We start from the raw sequence: 15,923 nt of genomic DNA on the forward strand, positions 1-15,923 counted from the left end.
GGGCCGGGGACGACCCGAAGGCCCTCCCCGGCCCGAGCCGGTGTTCAACTTGTCAGCGAACTTGGTCGACGTCGACGAGGTCGACGCGGATGCCCCGGCCGCCGATGGCGCCCACGACGGTCCGCAGCGCACGGGCGGTACGGCCGTTGCGGCCGATCACCTTGCCGAGGTCGTCGGGGTGGACCCGGACCTCCAGCACGCGCCCGCGGCGCAGGGTGCGCGAGGCTACCTGCACGTCATCGGGGTTGTCGACGATGCCCTTGACGAGGTGCTCAAGGGCCTCCTCAAGCACGCTCAGTCCTCGGAGGGCTCAGAGGCGGGCTTGTCGGCCTCGGCCGCGGCCTCGTCCGCCTTCTTGTCGGACTTCTTCGCCTTGGGGGTGATGGCCTCACCCTTCGGCTCGTCGCCGGATGCCTTGGCGGCGGCCTCGAAGAGGGCGCTCTTGTCGGGCTTCGGCTCGGCGACCTTCATCGGCGCCGGGGCGGGCAGGCCCTTGAACTTCTGCCAGTCGCCGGTGACCTTGAGGATGGCCATGACGGGCTCGGTCGGCTGCGCGCCGACGCCCAGCCAGTACTGCGCGCGCTCCGAGTCGACCTCGATGCGCGAGGGGTTCTGCACCGGGTGGTACAGGCCGATCTCCTCGATGGCCCGGCCGTCACGGCGGGTGCGGGAGTCGGCTACGACGATGCGGTAGTGAGGCGCACGGATCTTGCCCAGACGCTTCAGCTTGATCTTGACTGCCACTGGAGTGGTGTCTCCTGGTCTTGACGTGGTTGGGCACAACGAGATGCCACGTGGGGTTGCGGTACTCGGGTGCCCGATGGACGCGTCAGCCGGAGGAGAGAGGGGTCCTGTGCGACTGTCGAGTACAGCCATTCATTGTGCCACACGCCCCGGGGTCAGCCGACCGCGGCCACCTCGGGGATACGGAAGGGCTTGCCGCAGCCGCCGCAGACGATCGGCGCCTGGGCCAGCACGGACGGTACGACCCGGACATTGCGTCCGCAGTCGCAGACGGCCTTGACGCGCACGCCGCCCCCGGAGGAACCGTGCCGGGCGGCCGGGCCGCGGAAGCTGCGGGCGGTGTCGGTGGCGGTCGCGGCACTGTGGGCCTTGAGAGCTCTGGTGAGCCGCTCGATGGTGGGGCGGTAGCGCCTTCTGGCCTCGGGGTTGAGCGTGACCAGCGAGAAGCCGCTGCTGGGATGCGGCTCGTCGGCGTGGTCCAGGCCCAGCTCCTCGGCGATCGCCAGGAACCGGCGGTTGTGGTAGCGGCCTGCCCTGGAGGTGTCGCGGATGCCGCGGGCGGCGGCGATGCCGTGGACTGCCTCATGGAGCAGCCGTTCGAAGGAGAGTTCGGCGCCGCAGGCGGACGAGGACTCTCCGATCAGGGACTCGGGCGCGGCCAGGTCCGGCAGCTCGGGGTGGTGCCGTTGAATGTCGGCCCACGCGAGCGCCAGCTCGGCGGCGAGAACAGGCGGTGTCGTGCTCACGTCGTGACAACGAGCCGGGGTCGCCCAGTGTTCCGATTCCGGGGCATCCCAAATAATTTGCACGTACCGGTCAGTTTCTGGTCATCGGCCGTGCCGCGGGCCTGGTGCGCCGATCTGCGGAGAAGGCGCCCGCCGGGCAGCAAGCCGGTACGTACCACCGCGTACCCCCGCGTACGCCGCATGGCGTAAGCCGGTCGTACGCCGGGGCAACCATCACGCGGCGATGTTACGGGTGGCAGGGATCGCCCCGGGCACCGCCCCGCCCCTCCACCGTAGGGCAGCGCGACCCGCCCGGGCGCGGGGCCCGGCCGGCGCGCGGGTGCCGGGTGGTGCGCGTTGCCGTGGCGGGACCGCGCTCGCCGGGGCACCCTGGAACGGCGCTCCGGGGTGGGGGCCCGGCGCACATGGGGGCGCGCGGGAGACAACCCCGGCGCACCCTCTGGACGGCCGGACGGATGCGCAGTTGTCTGGAATTGCGGGGGCGCACAACGCTCGGAAACGGGGGCGGACGGTACGGATCAGCTTCGGGTTCTCGGCGAATAGGGGCGCTTTCGATGTCACCCACGCTCGTGCGGCACCAGCTTCCGAACACCGGGTCCATGCGCTGCGACGACCCGCCCGCCGCGGCCGGCGCCCGAGCGCGTGCCCGTGACTGGGCGGAAATCCAGGAGCGCATGCTGGTCCCCCTCTACGAAGCCGCGTACGAGCGTCTCGGCGTCGGGCCCGGCACCCGGCTGCTCGGGCTGGGCTGCGGCTCCGGGCTGGCGCTTTTGCTGGCGGCGGCGCGCGGCGCCCAGGTCAGCGGCGTGGACGCGGACGAGTGCCGGCTGGAGCTGGCCCGCGAGCGGCTCACGCCGGACGGGATGCCGGAGGTGACCCGGCTGGTCAGCGGCGGGCTGGCGGACGCGGCGCCGGAGGACGCGGCGTTCACCGTGGTGACGGCGTTCCACCCGGTGGGCTGCGGGAGCAGCGCCGGGGGGCTGACCGCGTCGCTGACCGCGGCGGCGGCGCTGGCGGAGCGCGGCAGCGCGGTGGTGCTGGGCGGCTGGGGTCCGGTGGAGCGGTGTGCCACGTCCGGGGTGCTGCGGGTGGCGCAGCGGCTGGCCGACTCCCCCGCCGGCTTCGCCGCCGGCTCCGCCGGCTGGCGGCTGGCCGGGCGGGACGATCTGGAGGAACTGGCGGACCGGGCGGGGCTGCGGCCCGACGGGTCGGGGCGGGTGTCCTGCCCGTTCGGCTACGCGGACATGGCGAGCGCGGTGCGCGGGCTGCTGTCGACGGGGCTGTTCGACGCGGCGCTGGAGGCCACCGAGCCGCGGCAGGTGGAGAAGGAGCTGACGGAGGCGCTGCATCCGCATCAGCGTGCGGACGGCACGGTGTGGATGCCGAACGTGTTCCGCTACCTGATCGCGCGCACCCGTTAGGCCCGGCCGCCCTGGCAGGGCGCGAACCGCCTTCCCTGGAGGCCCGGTTGACGCTGCGGCTCCGGCTGGGGCGAGTTCCCGGGGGTGAACCTTGCGTGGGGGTGGGCCCGTGAGGGCGTCACCGTGGGGGCCCGTGGGGTGCGGAACTCCGTGGGGTGCGCTCCTCTTACCCGCCGCCCACCCCGCGCCTGATTTTTTCCCCGCCGCCCACCCCCCTTCGGGGGGTGGGCGGGTGAGGAGGTGCGGAGGGGGCGGGTGGGCGGGCGAGGAGGCGAACAGAGCCGGACAGCCAGGCGAGGAAGCTAAGAAGGACCGACTGACCGGGCGACGAGGCCGGTGGGCACGCAAGGAAAGCACGCAAGGAAAGACAGAGGGGCGGCCCGGGAGCCGGGCCAAGAGGGAAAAGCACCCCCCGCCCCGGCGTGCTCACCCCATGAACTTCTTGAACTCCTCGGGCAGTTCGAAGTTCTGCGGGTCCTGGCCGGCGTCCTGCGGAAGGCCCAGCGGGTTGCCCGCCGCCGCGGCCTCGCGGCGCGCCGCCGCGGCCTCTTCATCGGCCTTGCGCTTCATCGGGTTGCCGCTCTTGCGCTTGCCCTTGGCCTGCTTGAGCTGCTTCTTCTTCCGCGCGGCACCGCCACCCATGCCCGGCATCCCAGGCATGCCGGGCATCCCGCCGCCCTGGGCCATCCGCGACATCATCTTGCGGGCGTCGAAGAACCGCTCGACGAGGTTCTTGACGGTGCTGACGTCCACACCGGAGCCCCGGGCGATACGGGCGCGGCGCGAGCCGTTGATGATCGTCGGGTCCTGGCGCTCGGCCGGGGTCATCGACTTGATGATCGCGGCCGTACGGTCGACCTCGCGCTCGTCGAGGTTGTTGATCTGGTCCTTCATCTGCGCCATACCGGGCAGCATGCCGAGAAGCTTGGAGATGGAGCCCATCTTGCGGACCTGCTCCATCTGGGCCAGGAAGTCGTCCAGCGTGAATTCCTTGGGGCCCTTCGCCAGCTTGGCCGCCATCTTCTCGGCCTCTTGCTGGCTGAAGGTCTGCTCGGCCTTCTCGATGAGCGACAGCATGTCGCCCATGCCGAGGATGCGGGACGCCATGCGGTCCGGGTGGAACGCGTCGAAGTCGTCCAGCTTCTCGCCGTTGGACGCGAACATGATCTGCTTGCCGGTGACGTGCGCGATGGAGAGCGCGGCACCACCGCGGGCGTCGCCGTCCAGCTTGGACAGCACCACGCCGTCGAAGCCGACGCCGTCGCGGAACGCCTCGGCGGTGTTGACCGCGTCCTGGCCGATCATCGCGTCGACGACGAACAGGACCTCGTCGGGGCTGACCGCGTCGCGGATGTCGGCGGCCTGCTGCATCATCTCGGCGTCGATACCGAGGCGTCCGGCGGTGTCGACGATGACGACGTCGTGCTGCTTGGTGCGCGCGTGCTCGATGGAGTCCTTGGCGACCTGGACGGGGTCGCCGACGCCGTTGCCCGGCTGGGGGCCGTAGAAGGCGACGCCGGCGCGCTCGGCGACGACCTGGAGCTGGTTGACGGCGTTGGGGCGCTGGAGGTCGCAGGCGACCAGCAGCGGGGCGTGGCCCTGCGACTTGAGCCAACGGCCGAGCTTTCCGGCCAGGGTCGTCTTACCGGCACCCTGCAGACCCGCCAGCATGATGACCGTCGGCGCTGTCTTGGCGAACCGCAGCCGGCGGGTCTCGCCGCCGAGGATGCCGATGAGCTCCTCGTTGACGATCTTGATGACCTGCTGGGCCGGGTTCAGCGCCTGGGAGACCTCGGTACCGGAGGCGCGTTCCTTGACGTGCTTGATGAAGGAGCGGACGGCCGGGAGGGCGACGTCGGCCTCAAGGAGGGCGATACGGATCTCGCGCGCCGTGGCATCGATGTCCGCCTCGCTCAGGCGGCCCTTGCCCCGGAGGTTTTTGAAAGTACTCGCCAAGCGGTCGGAAAGCGTATCGAACACGGCGGTCGTCGATCCTCGGGGTCGGGGGCGGGGTGCAGTCGGCTTCTAGGGTATCCGGCCACGCAAGCGGACCGTCCCGGACCCGCTCCCGGCCGTTCACCGGGCGCCGCCGGGCGGGCACCGGACGGGCACCGGACGGGCTCGCTACAGGGCGCTACCGCAGCGCCTCTTCCAGCGCCTTCGCCAGATCCGCCGCCTCCCCTTCCGGCAGCAGCGTCCCGTCGTCCCGCGTGACGTACACCGTGTCCACCGCGTTCGCCCCCAGGGTGCTGACATGGGCGCTGCGCACCCACACCCCGGCCGCCTCCAGCGCCCGGCCGATCCGGTGCAGCAGCCCGTGCGCGTCCTGGGCGCGGACTTCGATGACGGTGGCCGTACGGGAGCTGCCGGTGGCGACGGTGACGCGCGGCGGCGGGGCCAGTACGGCGCGGGAGCGGCGGGCGTAGGCGCGTTCGCGTTCGGCGAGGCGGGCGGGGATGTCGAGGGAGCCGTCCAGGGCGCGGACCAGGTCGGCGCGCAGCCGGTCGGCCTCGGGGAGTGAACCGTACTCGGCGGCGACCCGCCAGCTGAGCAGCAGGACCGGGCCCTGGCCGATGGGGTCGAGGGCGCGCAGGTCCGCGGCGCGGACGGTGAGCCGGTGCAGGGCCAGCACGCCGGCCGCGGCGGGCAGCACGCCGGCCTGGTCGGGGACGGCGATCAGGAGCTCCACGCCGATCGGTTCCCGGGCGGTGGCCGTGCCGTCGTCCGCGGCCTGCGGTGTGCTCTCGTGCCTGGTGTGCAGCGCGAGCACCGGGCCGCCGGTGCGCCCGGCCTCGATGGCCAGCCGCTCCTCTTCGGCGGTCGGGCCCTCCGTCTCGCGGGGGTCGGCCGCGGGCTCCCCGGCGAGCCGGTCGGCGACGCGGGCGACCAGGTCGGTGACCAGGCCGTCGCGCCAGGAGCTCCAGGCGGCGGGCCCGGTGGCCAGCGCGTCGGCCTCGGTGAGGGCGTGCAGGAGTTCCAGGGTGCCGGGGCCGGCGACGGCCTCGGCGACCGCGGCGACGGTCTCCGGGTCGTCCAGGTCGCGCCGGGTGGCGGTCTCGATGAGCAGCAGGTGGTGCCGGACGAGGGTGGCGATCACGGCGGTGTCGCGGCTGTCGAAGCCGAGCCGGGCCGCCATGTCGCGGGCGATGGTCTCGCCGGCCACGGAGTGGTCGCCGGGCCAGCCCTTGCCGATGTCGTGCAGCAGCGCGGCGACCAGCAGCAGGTCGGGGCGGTGCACCCGGCGGGTCAGCGCGGCGGCGCGTACCGCGGTCTCGACCAGGTGGCGGTCGACGGTCCAGGTGTGCACGGCGTTGCGCTGCGGGCGGCAGCGGACGCGTTCCCAGTCGGGCAGCAGCCGGCCGATGACGCCCTCGGCCTCCAGGGCCTCCCATACGGGCACGGTGTGCGCGCCCGCGCCGAGCAGCGTCACCAGCTGTTCCCGGGCTTCGGCGGGCCAGGGCACGGGCAGCGGCGCGGTGGCGGCGGCCGCGGCGCAGCGGCGGATGGCGTGGGTGGCGAGCGGGAGTCCGGCCTGGGCGGCGGCGGCCGCGGCACGCAGGACCAGGACGGGGTCCCGTTCGGGGCGCGCGGTGCGGGCCAGTACCGCCTCGCCGTCGAGTTCCACGACGCCCTCGGCGAGCGGTGTGCGCTCCCCCTTGGCCGCGGTGCGTCCGGGCAGCAGCCCGCGCAGCGTCGGTTTGACGGACCGGGCGCGCAGGACCCGGCCGACCTCGCGCCAGGTGACGTCGGCGGCGTAGGAGATGGTGCGGGCGGATTCGTAGGTCTGCCGCAGCAGCGCGTCGGCGTCGAGCAGGCCGAGGGCGCCGGCGACCTGGTCCTGTTCCTGGAGGGCGAGCCGGTCGGTGGCGCGGCCGGTGGTGAGGTGGAGCGCGTCGCGGGTGTCCAGGAGCCGGGTGCGGGCGGCTTCGAGGCCGCCGCGTGGGGCGTCGGCGAGCCAGGAGGCGGCGATGGCGCGCAGGGCGGTGGCGTCCCGGAGTCCGCCCCGGGCCTCCTTGAGGTCGGGTTCGAGGAGGTACTGGAGTTCGCCCTGGCGTGCGGCGCGTTCCTGGCACAGCGCGTGGAGTTCGGGGAGCCGCTTGGGGGCGCTCTCCCGCCAGCCCGCGTAGGCGGCGGTGCGTACCGCGGCGGTCAGTTCGGGGTCGCCGGCCAGGTGGCGGGCGTCCAGCAGGCCCAGCTGCACCTTGAGGTCCTCGCGGGCCGCCCTGCGGGCCTCGGAGGGCGTGCGTACGGAGTGGTCGAGGTCCAGGCCGAGGTCCCAGACGGGGTACCAGAGGCGGTCGGCGAGGGCGGCGAGGTCCGCGGCGGCGGCCCGGCCGTCGTGCAGCAGGAGCAGGTCGAGGTCGCTGCGCGGGGAGAGTTCGCCGCGGCCGTAGCCGCCGACGGCGACCAGCGCGGTGCCGGTGACGCCGGTGGCACCGGCCGCCGCGGTCAGCAGGCCACCGAGCCAGTCGTCGGTGAGCCGGGCGAGGCCGGCGCGGCGGTCGGGGCCGGTGGGGGTGTCGTCCTGGAGGAGCCGGATCCGGGCGGCGGGGTAGCCGCCTTCGGGGGCGCTGGGCGGCGGGGCCGCGGGCCGGCCTGCGGTGTCCTCGGCGCTCTCGGTCAACTCGGCTTCTCCTTGGTCGTGTTGTGCCCCCACCGGGCTTCCCCGCCGCCGGGCCGCGGTTTACAGCGCGTCGGGTCCGCGCTCGCCGGTCCGCACCCGGACCGCCTCGTCGACGGGGACGCTCCACACCTTCCCGTCGCCGATCTTGCCGGTTCTGGCCGCCTTGACCACGGCGTCCACCAGTGCCTCGGCGTCCGCGTCCTCCACGAGCACCTCGATCCGGATCTTCGGCACCAGGTCGACGGTGTACTCGGCGCCGCGGTACACCTCGGTGTGCCCGCGCTGCCGGCCGTAGCCGCTGGCCTCGGTGACGGTCAGGCCGTGCACGCCGAGCGTCTGGAGGGCTTCCTTCACTTCGTCCAGCCGGTGCGGCTTGATTACTGCGGTGATGAGCTTCACGCGTCCACCTTCTTGGTCGGGGTCTCGCCGAGGGCCGTGGTCGTGCGGGCGGCCGTGCCGCCGCCCGCGCCGGCGAAGTCGTACGCGGTCTCGGCGTGCGCGGCCTGGTCGACGCCGGCGATCTCCTCGTCCTCGCCGACCCGGAAGCCCATCACCAGGTCGATCGCCTTGGCAAGGACGTACGAGACGACCAGGGAGTACAGGAGCACGCAGACCACGCCGACGGTCTGCTTGCCGAGCTGTGCGAAGCCGCCGCCGTAGAGGAGGCCCTTGGCGTCGCTCTGCACGCCGCCGGTGGCGAAGACGCCGATCAGCAGCGAGCCGATGACGCCGCCCACGAGGTGGACGCCGACGACGTCGAGCGAGTCGTCGTAGCCGAACTTGTACTTGAGGCCGACCGCCATCGCGCACACCACGCCGGCGATCAGGCCGAGGGCGATGGCGCCGAGCGGGCTGACGGCACCGCACGCCGGGGTGATCGCGACGAGTCCGGCGACCGCGCCGGAGGCCGCGCCGAGGGTGGTGAACGAGCCGTGCCGGATCTTTTCGTAGGCGAGCCAGCCGAGCATCGCGGCGGCGGTGGCGACCTGGGTGTTGACGAAGGCGACCGCGGCGACGCCGTCGTCGTTGTTGAGCCAGGAGCCGGCGTTGAAGCCGAACCAGCCGAACCACAGCAGGCCGGCGCCGAGCATCACCAGGGGCAGGCTGTGCGGGCGCATCGGGTCCTTCTTGAAGCCGATCCGCTTGCCGACGACGAGGATGACACCGAGCGCCGCGGCACCGGCGTTGATGTGGACGGCGGTGCCGCCGGCGAAGTCGATCACGCCCAGCTTGAAGAGCCACCCGCCGTCGGCCCACACCCAGTGCGCGACGGGGAAGTAGACGAGGGTCACCCACAGGGCGATGAACAGCGCCCAGGCGGTGAACTTCACCCGGTCCGCGAGCGCCCCGCTGATCAGCGCGGGCGTGATCACCGCGAACATCAGCTGGAAGACCGCGAAGACGTAGACCGGGATGGAAGTGGTGCCCCACAGCTGGGTCAGGCCGATGTGGCCCATTCCGGCGAAGGTGCTGTCCCAGCCGATGACGCCGCCGTTGTCCTTGCCGAACGCGAGCCCGAAGCCGTAGAGCACCCACAGGATCGTCACGATGCCCAGGCTGATGAAGCTCATCATCAGCATGTTCAGGACGCTTTTGACCCGGACCATGCCGCCGTAGAAGAAGGCGAGTCCGGGGGTCATGATCATCACCAGTGCGGAGCAGATCAGCATGAACCCGGTGTTGGCCGGGCTGAGCGTCGCTTTGTCTGCCGCGATCGTCAGGATGCCTGGGGGCATCGGCGTCTCCTCGTCGTCGATGCGGCCCGTGCTGGCGTGGTGCTGGTGGGCCGACTTCGCGATGAGGTTGTCGCAGCACCGTTTCGGCCAAACCTTGCCGGTGTTTCACCGGGGTGACGAAGGCACCCTCCGTGTTACGCCCCGGTGAACTCCGGGATCAGCCCGGCACCGCCTGTTCAGTCCGCGGAAACCGTCGCTCAGCCGACCTCCGCCGTCTCCGGGAGCTGCCGGGACAGCTCGTCGCCCAGCTGGATCACCTCGGCGACGCCCCCGTACTCCCGCGCCGCGGTGTCCACGGTCTTGCGGAGCCGGGTGTTGACGCGCTCGGAGCGGACCTGCCGGGCGAACGGGATCGCGCGCTGCGCCATCTCCGCGCAGGCTTCCGGTTCCTTCTGGAGCAGATGCACGGTCGCCATCCCGATCAGGTTGAGCGCGTAGGAGCGCTGGTGCTCGGGGTCCTGGCCGAACAGCTCCACGGCGCGCCGCATCACCGGCTCGGCGAGCGAGGCGTACGTGGGGCTGCGGCCCGCCACGTAGGCGAGGTCGCGGTAGGAGTGGGCGTTCTCGGCGTTCAGCTCGGCCTCGGAGAAGAAGCGGATCCAGTCCGGCTCCGGCTCGCCGGGGGTGACGTCGGAGAAGGTGTCCTCGGCCATCCGCACCGCCCGCTTGACCTTGCTGGGCTGGCCCATGCCGGCGTACGCGCGCGCCTCCATCGCATACAACATCGCCTGCGTACGGGGGGTGGCGGTCTCCCGGCTGCCGTACTGGGCGAGGTGGATGAGCTCCAACGCGTCGTCGGGCCGGCCGAGATGGATCATCTGCCGGCTCATGCTGGAGAGGATGTACGAGCCCAGGGGGCGGTCGCCGGCCTCTTTGGAGGCGTGCAGCGCCAGCACGAAGTACTTCTGCGCGGTCGGCTGGAGCCCGATGTCGTAGCTCATCCAGCCGGCCAGCTCGGCGAGTTCGGCGGCGACCTTGAACAGCCGCTTGGAGACCTGCGGCAACTGCGGCTCCTGGAGGAGGTCGGTGACCTCGTGAAGCTGGCCGACCACCGCCTTGCGCCGCAGCCCGCCGCCGCACTGCGCGTCCCACTGCCGGAACATCGCGGTCGTCGACTCCAGCAACTCCAGCTCGGGCTTGGACAGCCGGGCCGGCCGCGGGGCCCGTTCCTGCTGCGCCGGTACGTCGCCCGGTGCCGCGGGCACCGGCACCAGCCAGCGCTGCATCGGCTCGATGAGGGTCGGTCCGGCGGCCAGCGCCAGGGAGGTGCCCAGGAAGCCGCGGCGCGCCAGCATCAGGTCGCTGCGCGAGAACTCGCTGATGAGGCTGACGGTTTGGGGCCCGGCCCAGGGCAGGTCGACCCCGGAGACGGACGGGGACTGGTGCGCCGAGCGCAGTCCCAGCTCCTCGATGCCGACCACGCAGCCGAAGCGCTCCGAGAAGAGCTCGGACAGGATCCGCGGGATGGGCTCGCGCGGCTGCTCGCCGTCCAGCCAGCGGCGCACGCGGGAGGTGTCGGTGCTGATGTGGTGGGCGCCCATCTGGCGCGCCCGCCGGTTGACCTGTCGCGCCAGCTCGCCCTTGGACCAGCCGCTGCGCATGAACCACGAACCCAACTGCGCGTTGGGACGTTTGACGGCGTCGGTGCCGCCCGTGCCGTTGGAGCCGGCGGTGCCGCCAGTGCCGCCCACAGGAATGCCCCCATTCCGATAGCGCTTTGCTGCGAACTGCGAACCACCCACAGGATGCCGCCTGTTGCGGCGCCCGTTCCGGGGGTACATCTACCCGAGCGCGGATTCCGGCCACACCTCCGGCCGCGGTCCGTCCTCCTGGCGCATTGCCACCGGCATACCCGTGCGAACGATGCCTCTCCGGGGTTCGTGCACCGAAAGTAATCCTACGATCACGCCCGTCGCGAGGGCGACCGCGGAAACGCCACCATTCGCCACCCCTTTGAATGAACTCCCCGGGCTGCACTCGCGATTGACTTGACGCAGGCCGAAGAGGGCCGGGCGGAGCGAAGCACGCGAAGGCGTGCGCGGCGCATCGCACCACCCGGCGCGCTACGGCTCACCACCGGCACCGCGGACCGTCGACGGAGCGTGAAGCCCCGCGTGGACACCGCCTCCTCGTCAATGCGCCGCCTCGTAACCACTCGCACGCACCACCCGTTGGAGGGGGCATGGACTTCACGATCGGTGGCATTCGGGACATCCGTTCCGGCTCGCGCCGCCGCGCCCGCTCGACCGATAGCACGGCGGTGGCGGAGTACACCGGGTTGTGGGGCTGGGACGTGGCGCCGGGCGCCCGCGCGGTCCGCACCGGCAGCCGCACGGACTGCTCGTGCGGCGCCGCCGACTGCCCGTCGCCGGGCGCCCATCCGCTGTCCTTCGGCCAGGAGCTGGCGGCCGGCGCACCCTTGGAGAAGGCGGCGGCCGCCTGGGCGGACACCCCGGGGGCCGCGGTGCTGCTTCCCGTGGGGCGGTCCTTCGACATCCTCGACGTGCCCGAGGACGCCGGCCGCGGCGCGCTGGTGCGGCTGGAGCGGATGGGACTGCCGCTGGGGCCGGTGGCCGCCACCCCAACCGGCCGGGCGCTGTTCTTCGTCGCCCCCGGGGCGGCCGGCGCGCTCCCCGACCTCCTCTACCGCATGGGCTGGGACGACGCCGGTCTGGACCTGCGCTCCCTGGGCCGCGGCGACTACGTCACCGCGCCGCCCTCGGACTTCGGCGGCCACGGCCCGATGCGCTGGCTGCGCCCGCCCACGCTGGACTCGGCCGGCTGCCCGCCGCAGGCCCGGCTGCTGCTCGGGACGCTGGCGTATGTGTGCAACCGCTCGGCGGGCAGCCGCCCGGCCGCCCACGGGGCAGGCTGCCCCCGGCCGCTGGTCTGAACCGGGTAAATCGTTTCGTCGTCGCCGTGGTCCGGGCGCCGCTCCTGAGGGGCGGCGCCCGGTGCCGTACTGCCCTCCGCGCCGCACCCGCCCATGAGGAGAAGCGACGGCCCCCGGTACCCGACGGGTGCGGGTACCGGGGGCCGATGGGGCCGCGGGCGGCGCGGCGGTGCCTGTGCCTCAGCTGATGAGCGCGTCGACGAACGCCTCCGGCTCGAACGGCGCCAGGTCGTCCGCGCCCTCGCCCAGGCCGACGAGCTTGACCGGCACGCCGAGCTCGCGCTGGACGGCGACGATGATGCCGCCCTTGGCCGTGCCGTCGAGCTTGGTCAGCACCACCCCGGTGATGTCGACGACCTCGGCGAACACCCGCGCCTGGACCAGGCCGTTCTGGCCGGTGGTGGCGTCCAGAACGAGCAGCACCTCGCCGACCGGGCCGTGCTTCTCGACGACCCGCTTGACCTTGCCGAGTTCGTCCATCAGGCCGGTCTTGGTGTGCAGCCGGCCGGCGGTGTCGATCAGGACGACGTCGGCGGACTCGGCGATGCCCTCCTTCACCGCGTCGAAGGCGATCGAGGCGGGGTCGCCGCCCTCGGGCCCGCGGACCGTGCGGGCGCCGACCCGCTCGCCCCAGGTCTGGAGCTGGTCGGCGGCGGCGGCGCGGAAGGTGTCGGCCGCACCGAGGACCACGGACTTGCCGTCGGCGACCAGCACCCGGGCGAGCTTGCCGGTGGTGGTGGTCTTGCCGGTGCCGTTGACGCCGACGACCAGCACGACGCCGGGGATCTCGTCGCCGCCGTTGCCGATGCCGTTGGCGGTGTGCACGGTGCGGTCGGCGTCGGTGCCGATGAGGGTCAGCAGCTCCTCGCGCAGCAGCTGGCGCAGGCCCTCGGGGGTGCGCGTGCCCAGGACCTTGACGCGTTCGCGCAGCCGGTCGACGAGCTCCTGGGTGGGGGCGACACCGACGTCGGCGGTGAGCAGGGTGTCCTCGATCTCCTCCCAGGTCTCCTCGTCGAGGTGCTCGCGCGACAGCAGGGTCAGCAGGCCCTTGCCGAGGCTGTTCTGGGAGCGGGAGAGCCGGGCGCGCAGCCGGACCAGCCGGCCGGCGGTCGGCTCGGGGACCTCGATCTCGGGCGCCGCGGGCGCCTCGGGTTCGGCGGCCGGCGCCTCCGCCTCGGCCTCGGGGGCCTCGGCGGTGGGCAGCGCGACTTCTTCGATGGTGCGACGTTCTTCGTCGCGTGGGGTCTCGGCCTCCTCGCCGACCTGCGGTTCGGCGGGGGGCGCGGTGACGGAGGGCTTGGGGGCAGCCGGCGGGGGCGGCGGCAGCTGCTTCTTCTTGCGGCTGCTGACGACAAGCCCGCTGATCGCGCCGAGCGCGACCACGGCGATCACTACAGCAAGGATGACGAATTCCATAACCCCTCCAGTATCAGCCACGCCCCGCGCCGGGAGGAGGCACGCGCGCTGGGTCCTGTGCGGCGGGTCGGTCCCCGCGTCCTGCTCGGCCGTGACCCGTCGGTCAGGACCGGGGTCTGTCCGGTGGGTCAGGTCGCGGGCCCGGCCGTGACCCGTCGGGCAGGCCCTGGCTCTCTCTGGGCTCCTGGGTGCGCCAGCGCTCCAGGGTGGGGTCGCGGTGCGAGTCGTACGTGCCCGACCCCCGGCAGTGCCGGCATTCGCCGGCGCGGTGAACGGTCTCGTACGGCCCCCGGAAGGGTTCGACGCCGGGGGCGTAGGCGAGGGCCTGCGACATATAGCCGGTGCCCTGGCACCACTGACACGTCGTGCCGGGCACATCGGCCTCCTGCGAGTACTCGCTCTCGTTCATCGGGATCACCTTGCACCACATCCGGCCCCGGATGACCCGGAGCCGGAATATCGCCGTCCGCGGCGACGCCGGGACCCGCCCGAAACGAGACATGCGTCTCTCCGGAGGCACCGTGTTGGGCGAAACCACGAGGTTGCCGACCGGCGGACCGGATTCCGTTTCCGCCGCGGGGATCCGGTGCCGTCACACCATGCCTGTTCAGGAGGGTGTGACTGGACTCATCGACAGAAACCGGAAATCTCTGGCATCGTCGAGGAGTCCAAGGGGGCGGACCGGTAGAAGTTGGATCAAAGTACGATGGTGGACGGCTGCGCAACGCGCGTAGAGTCCTGGCAACCATTTCTGGCCAGGCACCACGGCCGCTGCCTGCACCTCCTCCCCGGGGGTGCCCCCCAGACCCCGCACGGAGACAGCTGCACCCATGGGCACCAGCACTACGTCCGCACCCACGTCCACCCCCGAAGCCGACGGCGCCGTCGAGACCCGTGGCATCGAGCCGGTTCCCGACCACGAACGCCGGGGCCGGGTCCGCGAACTGTTCCCCACCTGGGTCGCCGCCAACATCAGCGTGCTGCTGCTCACCATGGGCGCCTCCCTGGTGATCAACAACGGTCTGAACTTCTGGCAGGTGCTGGTGGTCGCCGCGATCGCCTCCGCGGTCTCCTTCGGGATGGTCGGCCTACTGTCCGTCTCCGGTAAGTGGGGCGGCGCTCCCGGCGCGATGCTCTCCCGGGCCGCCTTCGGCGTCCGCGGCAACTACTTCCCGGGCGCGATCCTCTGGGTCGCGCGCTTCGGCTGGGAGACGATCAACGCGGTCACCGGCGCGTACGCGATCCTGACCGTGCTGCACCTGGTGTTCGGCATCAAGGCCAACAACGCCCTGATCGTCGTCACCCTGCTCGCCTTCGTCGCCTGCACCTTCCTGGTCAGCGGGATGGGCCGCAAGGCGCTGAACCTCTGCAACAAGTACTCCACGTACCTCTTCAGCCTGATCAGCGTCGTCGTGCTGATCTACCTGATCGTCAAGATGCCCTGGGGCGCCATCTTCGCCAAGTCGCCGGGCAGCGGCGCCATGATGATCGCGGGCATCGGCACGATCGCGGCCGGCGGTATCAGCTGGGTGCCCACCGGCCCGGACTTCGCGCGCTACCTGCCGCACTCCGCCTCCGGCAGGAAGATCGTCGGCACCACCGTCTCCGGTGCGGCCCTGGTGCTGGTCCCGATGGTGGTCATGGGCGGCGTGATGGCCGTGTCCAACCCGGAGCTGGCCAACCAGAACACCGACCCGATGTCGTTCCTCGGCCAGGTCCTGCCGTCGGCCATCGCGATTCCGTACCTGATCACCGCGCTGATCGGGATGATGCTGATCAACAGCCTGTCGATGTACTCCGCGGGCTTCACCGCACAGACCATGGGCGTCAAGCTGCCGCGCGCCATGGCGGTCAGCATCAACGCCGCCATCAGCCTGATCGGCGGGCTGTTCATGATGCTGGTGGCCAAGGACTTCATCGGCCAGTTCATCGCCTTCCTGACGCTGCTCGCGGTCTCCTTCTCCGCCTGGATCGGCGTCTACGGCGTCGACATGGCCCGCCGGCACAAGAAGGCGGTGCGCTACGACGCGGACAGCCTGATGAACATCAGCCGCACCAGCCGCTACTGGTACAAGGGCGGCTTCTCCTGGCAGGCCATGACCGCCTGGGCGATCGCCCTGGTCGCGGGCCTGTGCTTCACGAAGGTGGAGTGGTTCACCGGCCCGCTGGCCGGCACCTGGATCGGTCAGAACGGCCTGGGCTGGGCGGCCACGATCCTGATCGCCGCGGTGGTCTTCGCCGTGCTGCCGGCCGCCCGGGAGAACGCCCCCGAGCAGGCGCCCGAGCGGGCCGCCGACGAGGACCGGCCGACCGTCGAGGTCGGCTGAACGACCGGGCGGCCGG

At 72.3% G+C, this 15,923-nt stretch carries 13 protein-coding genes; 3 read left to right on the forward strand and 10 right to left on the reverse strand.

Features of this window, described 5'->3' with window-relative positions:
* Nucleotides 1–52 precede the first annotated feature (52 nt).
* From ACO1BR_RS17420 to ACO1BR_RS17430, 3 genes are all read right to left on the reverse strand, one after another.
* Nucleotides 53–292 (reverse strand): RNA-binding protein, encoded by a 240-nt coding sequence (locus ACO1BR_RS17420; protein ID WP_003980229.1) that lies wholly within the window; start codon nucleotides 290–292, stop codon nucleotides 53–55.
* A gap of 2 nt (nucleotides 293–294) precedes the next feature.
* Nucleotides 295–744 carry a 30S ribosomal protein S16 gene (rpsP, locus tag ACO1BR_RS17425; RefSeq protein WP_426795977.1) on the reverse strand — a complete coding sequence of 150 codons (450 nt, stop codon included), beginning with the start codon at nucleotides 742–744 and terminating at the stop codon, nucleotides 295–297.
* Between the two features lie 155 nt (nucleotides 745–899).
* Nucleotides 900–1,490: a hypothetical protein gene (locus tag ACO1BR_RS17430; RefSeq protein ID WP_043266310.1), complete on the reverse strand. Its 591-nt coding sequence runs from the start codon at nucleotides 1,488–1,490 to the stop codon at nucleotides 900–902.
* A gap of 554 nt (nucleotides 1,491–2,044) precedes the next feature.
* Between ACO1BR_RS17430 and ACO1BR_RS17435 the strand changes: the two genes are divergently transcribed.
* Nucleotides 2,045–2,911, forward strand: coding sequence for a methyltransferase domain-containing protein (locus ACO1BR_RS17435; protein ID WP_426795978.1), 867 nt, complete (start codon nucleotides 2,045–2,047; stop codon nucleotides 2,909–2,911).
* Between the two features lie 426 nt (nucleotides 2,912–3,337).
* On the opposite strand, the gene ffh is transcribed toward ACO1BR_RS17435, so the two are convergent.
* The 5 genes from ffh to ACO1BR_RS17460 all read right to left on the reverse strand — a co-directional run bounded on the left by ffh (nucleotide 3,338) and on the right by ACO1BR_RS17460 (nucleotide 10,962).
* Entirely contained in the window at nucleotides 3,338–4,891 is a 1,554-nt protein-coding gene (ffh, locus tag ACO1BR_RS17440) for a signal recognition particle protein (RefSeq protein WP_426795979.1), read from the reverse strand.
* A gap of 154 nt (nucleotides 4,892–5,045) precedes the next feature.
* Nucleotides 5,046–7,535, reverse strand: a complete 2,490-nt coding sequence (locus tag ACO1BR_RS17445) for a [protein-PII] uridylyltransferase (protein ID WP_426795980.1) — start codon at nucleotides 7,533–7,535, stop codon at nucleotides 5,046–5,048.
* A 60-nt stretch (nucleotides 7,536–7,595) separates the two neighbouring features.
* Nucleotides 7,596–7,934: a P-II family nitrogen regulator gene (locus ACO1BR_RS17450; protein ID WP_426795981.1), complete on the reverse strand. Its 339-nt coding sequence runs from the start codon at nucleotides 7,932–7,934 to the stop codon at nucleotides 7,596–7,598.
* Nucleotides 7,931–9,271 carry an ammonium transporter gene (locus ACO1BR_RS17455; protein ID WP_426795982.1) on the reverse strand — a complete coding sequence of 447 codons (1,341 nt, stop codon included), beginning with the start codon at nucleotides 9,269–9,271 and terminating at the stop codon, nucleotides 7,931–7,933. Before ACO1BR_RS17455 ends, ACO1BR_RS17450 begins: the two co-directional genes overlap by 4 nt.
* Nucleotides 9,272–9,468: 197 nt before the next feature.
* A complete protein-coding gene (locus tag ACO1BR_RS17460) occupies nucleotides 9,469–10,962 on the reverse strand; it encodes a hypothetical protein (RefSeq protein ID WP_426795983.1) in 1,494 nt (497 codons plus the stop codon).
* A gap of 491 nt (nucleotides 10,963–11,453) precedes the next feature.
* Between ACO1BR_RS17460 and ACO1BR_RS17465 the strand changes: the two genes are divergently transcribed.
* Nucleotides 11,454–12,164, forward strand: a complete 711-nt coding sequence (locus tag ACO1BR_RS17465; RefSeq protein ID WP_426795984.1) for a bifunctional DNA primase/polymerase — start codon at nucleotides 11,454–11,456, stop codon at nucleotides 12,162–12,164.
* Between the two features lie 180 nt (nucleotides 12,165–12,344).
* Here the strand turns inward: ACO1BR_RS17465 and ftsY are convergent, their stop codons facing one another.
* A complete protein-coding gene (ftsY, locus tag ACO1BR_RS17470) occupies nucleotides 12,345–13,580 on the reverse strand; it encodes a signal recognition particle-docking protein FtsY (RefSeq protein ID WP_426795985.1) in 1,236 nt (411 codons plus the stop codon).
* A 103-nt stretch (nucleotides 13,581–13,683) separates the two neighbouring features.
* Nucleotides 13,684–13,989, reverse strand: a complete 306-nt coding sequence (locus ACO1BR_RS17475) for a hypothetical protein (RefSeq protein ID WP_426795986.1) — start codon at nucleotides 13,987–13,989, stop codon at nucleotides 13,684–13,686.
* A gap of 421 nt (nucleotides 13,990–14,410) precedes the next feature.
* Between ACO1BR_RS17475 and ACO1BR_RS17480 the strand changes: the two genes are divergently transcribed.
* Nucleotides 14,411–15,907, forward strand: a complete 1,497-nt coding sequence (locus ACO1BR_RS17480) for a purine-cytosine permease family protein (RefSeq protein WP_426795987.1) — start codon at nucleotides 14,411–14,413, stop codon at nucleotides 15,905–15,907.
* Nucleotides 15,908–15,923: the final 16 nt, after the last annotated feature.

Origin of the sequence: Streptomyces sp. YGL11-2, assembly GCF_050054615.1 — a bacterium.
In the GTDB taxonomy this organism is placed as follows: Bacteria; Actinomycetota; Actinomycetes; order Streptomycetales; family Streptomycetaceae; genus Streptomyces.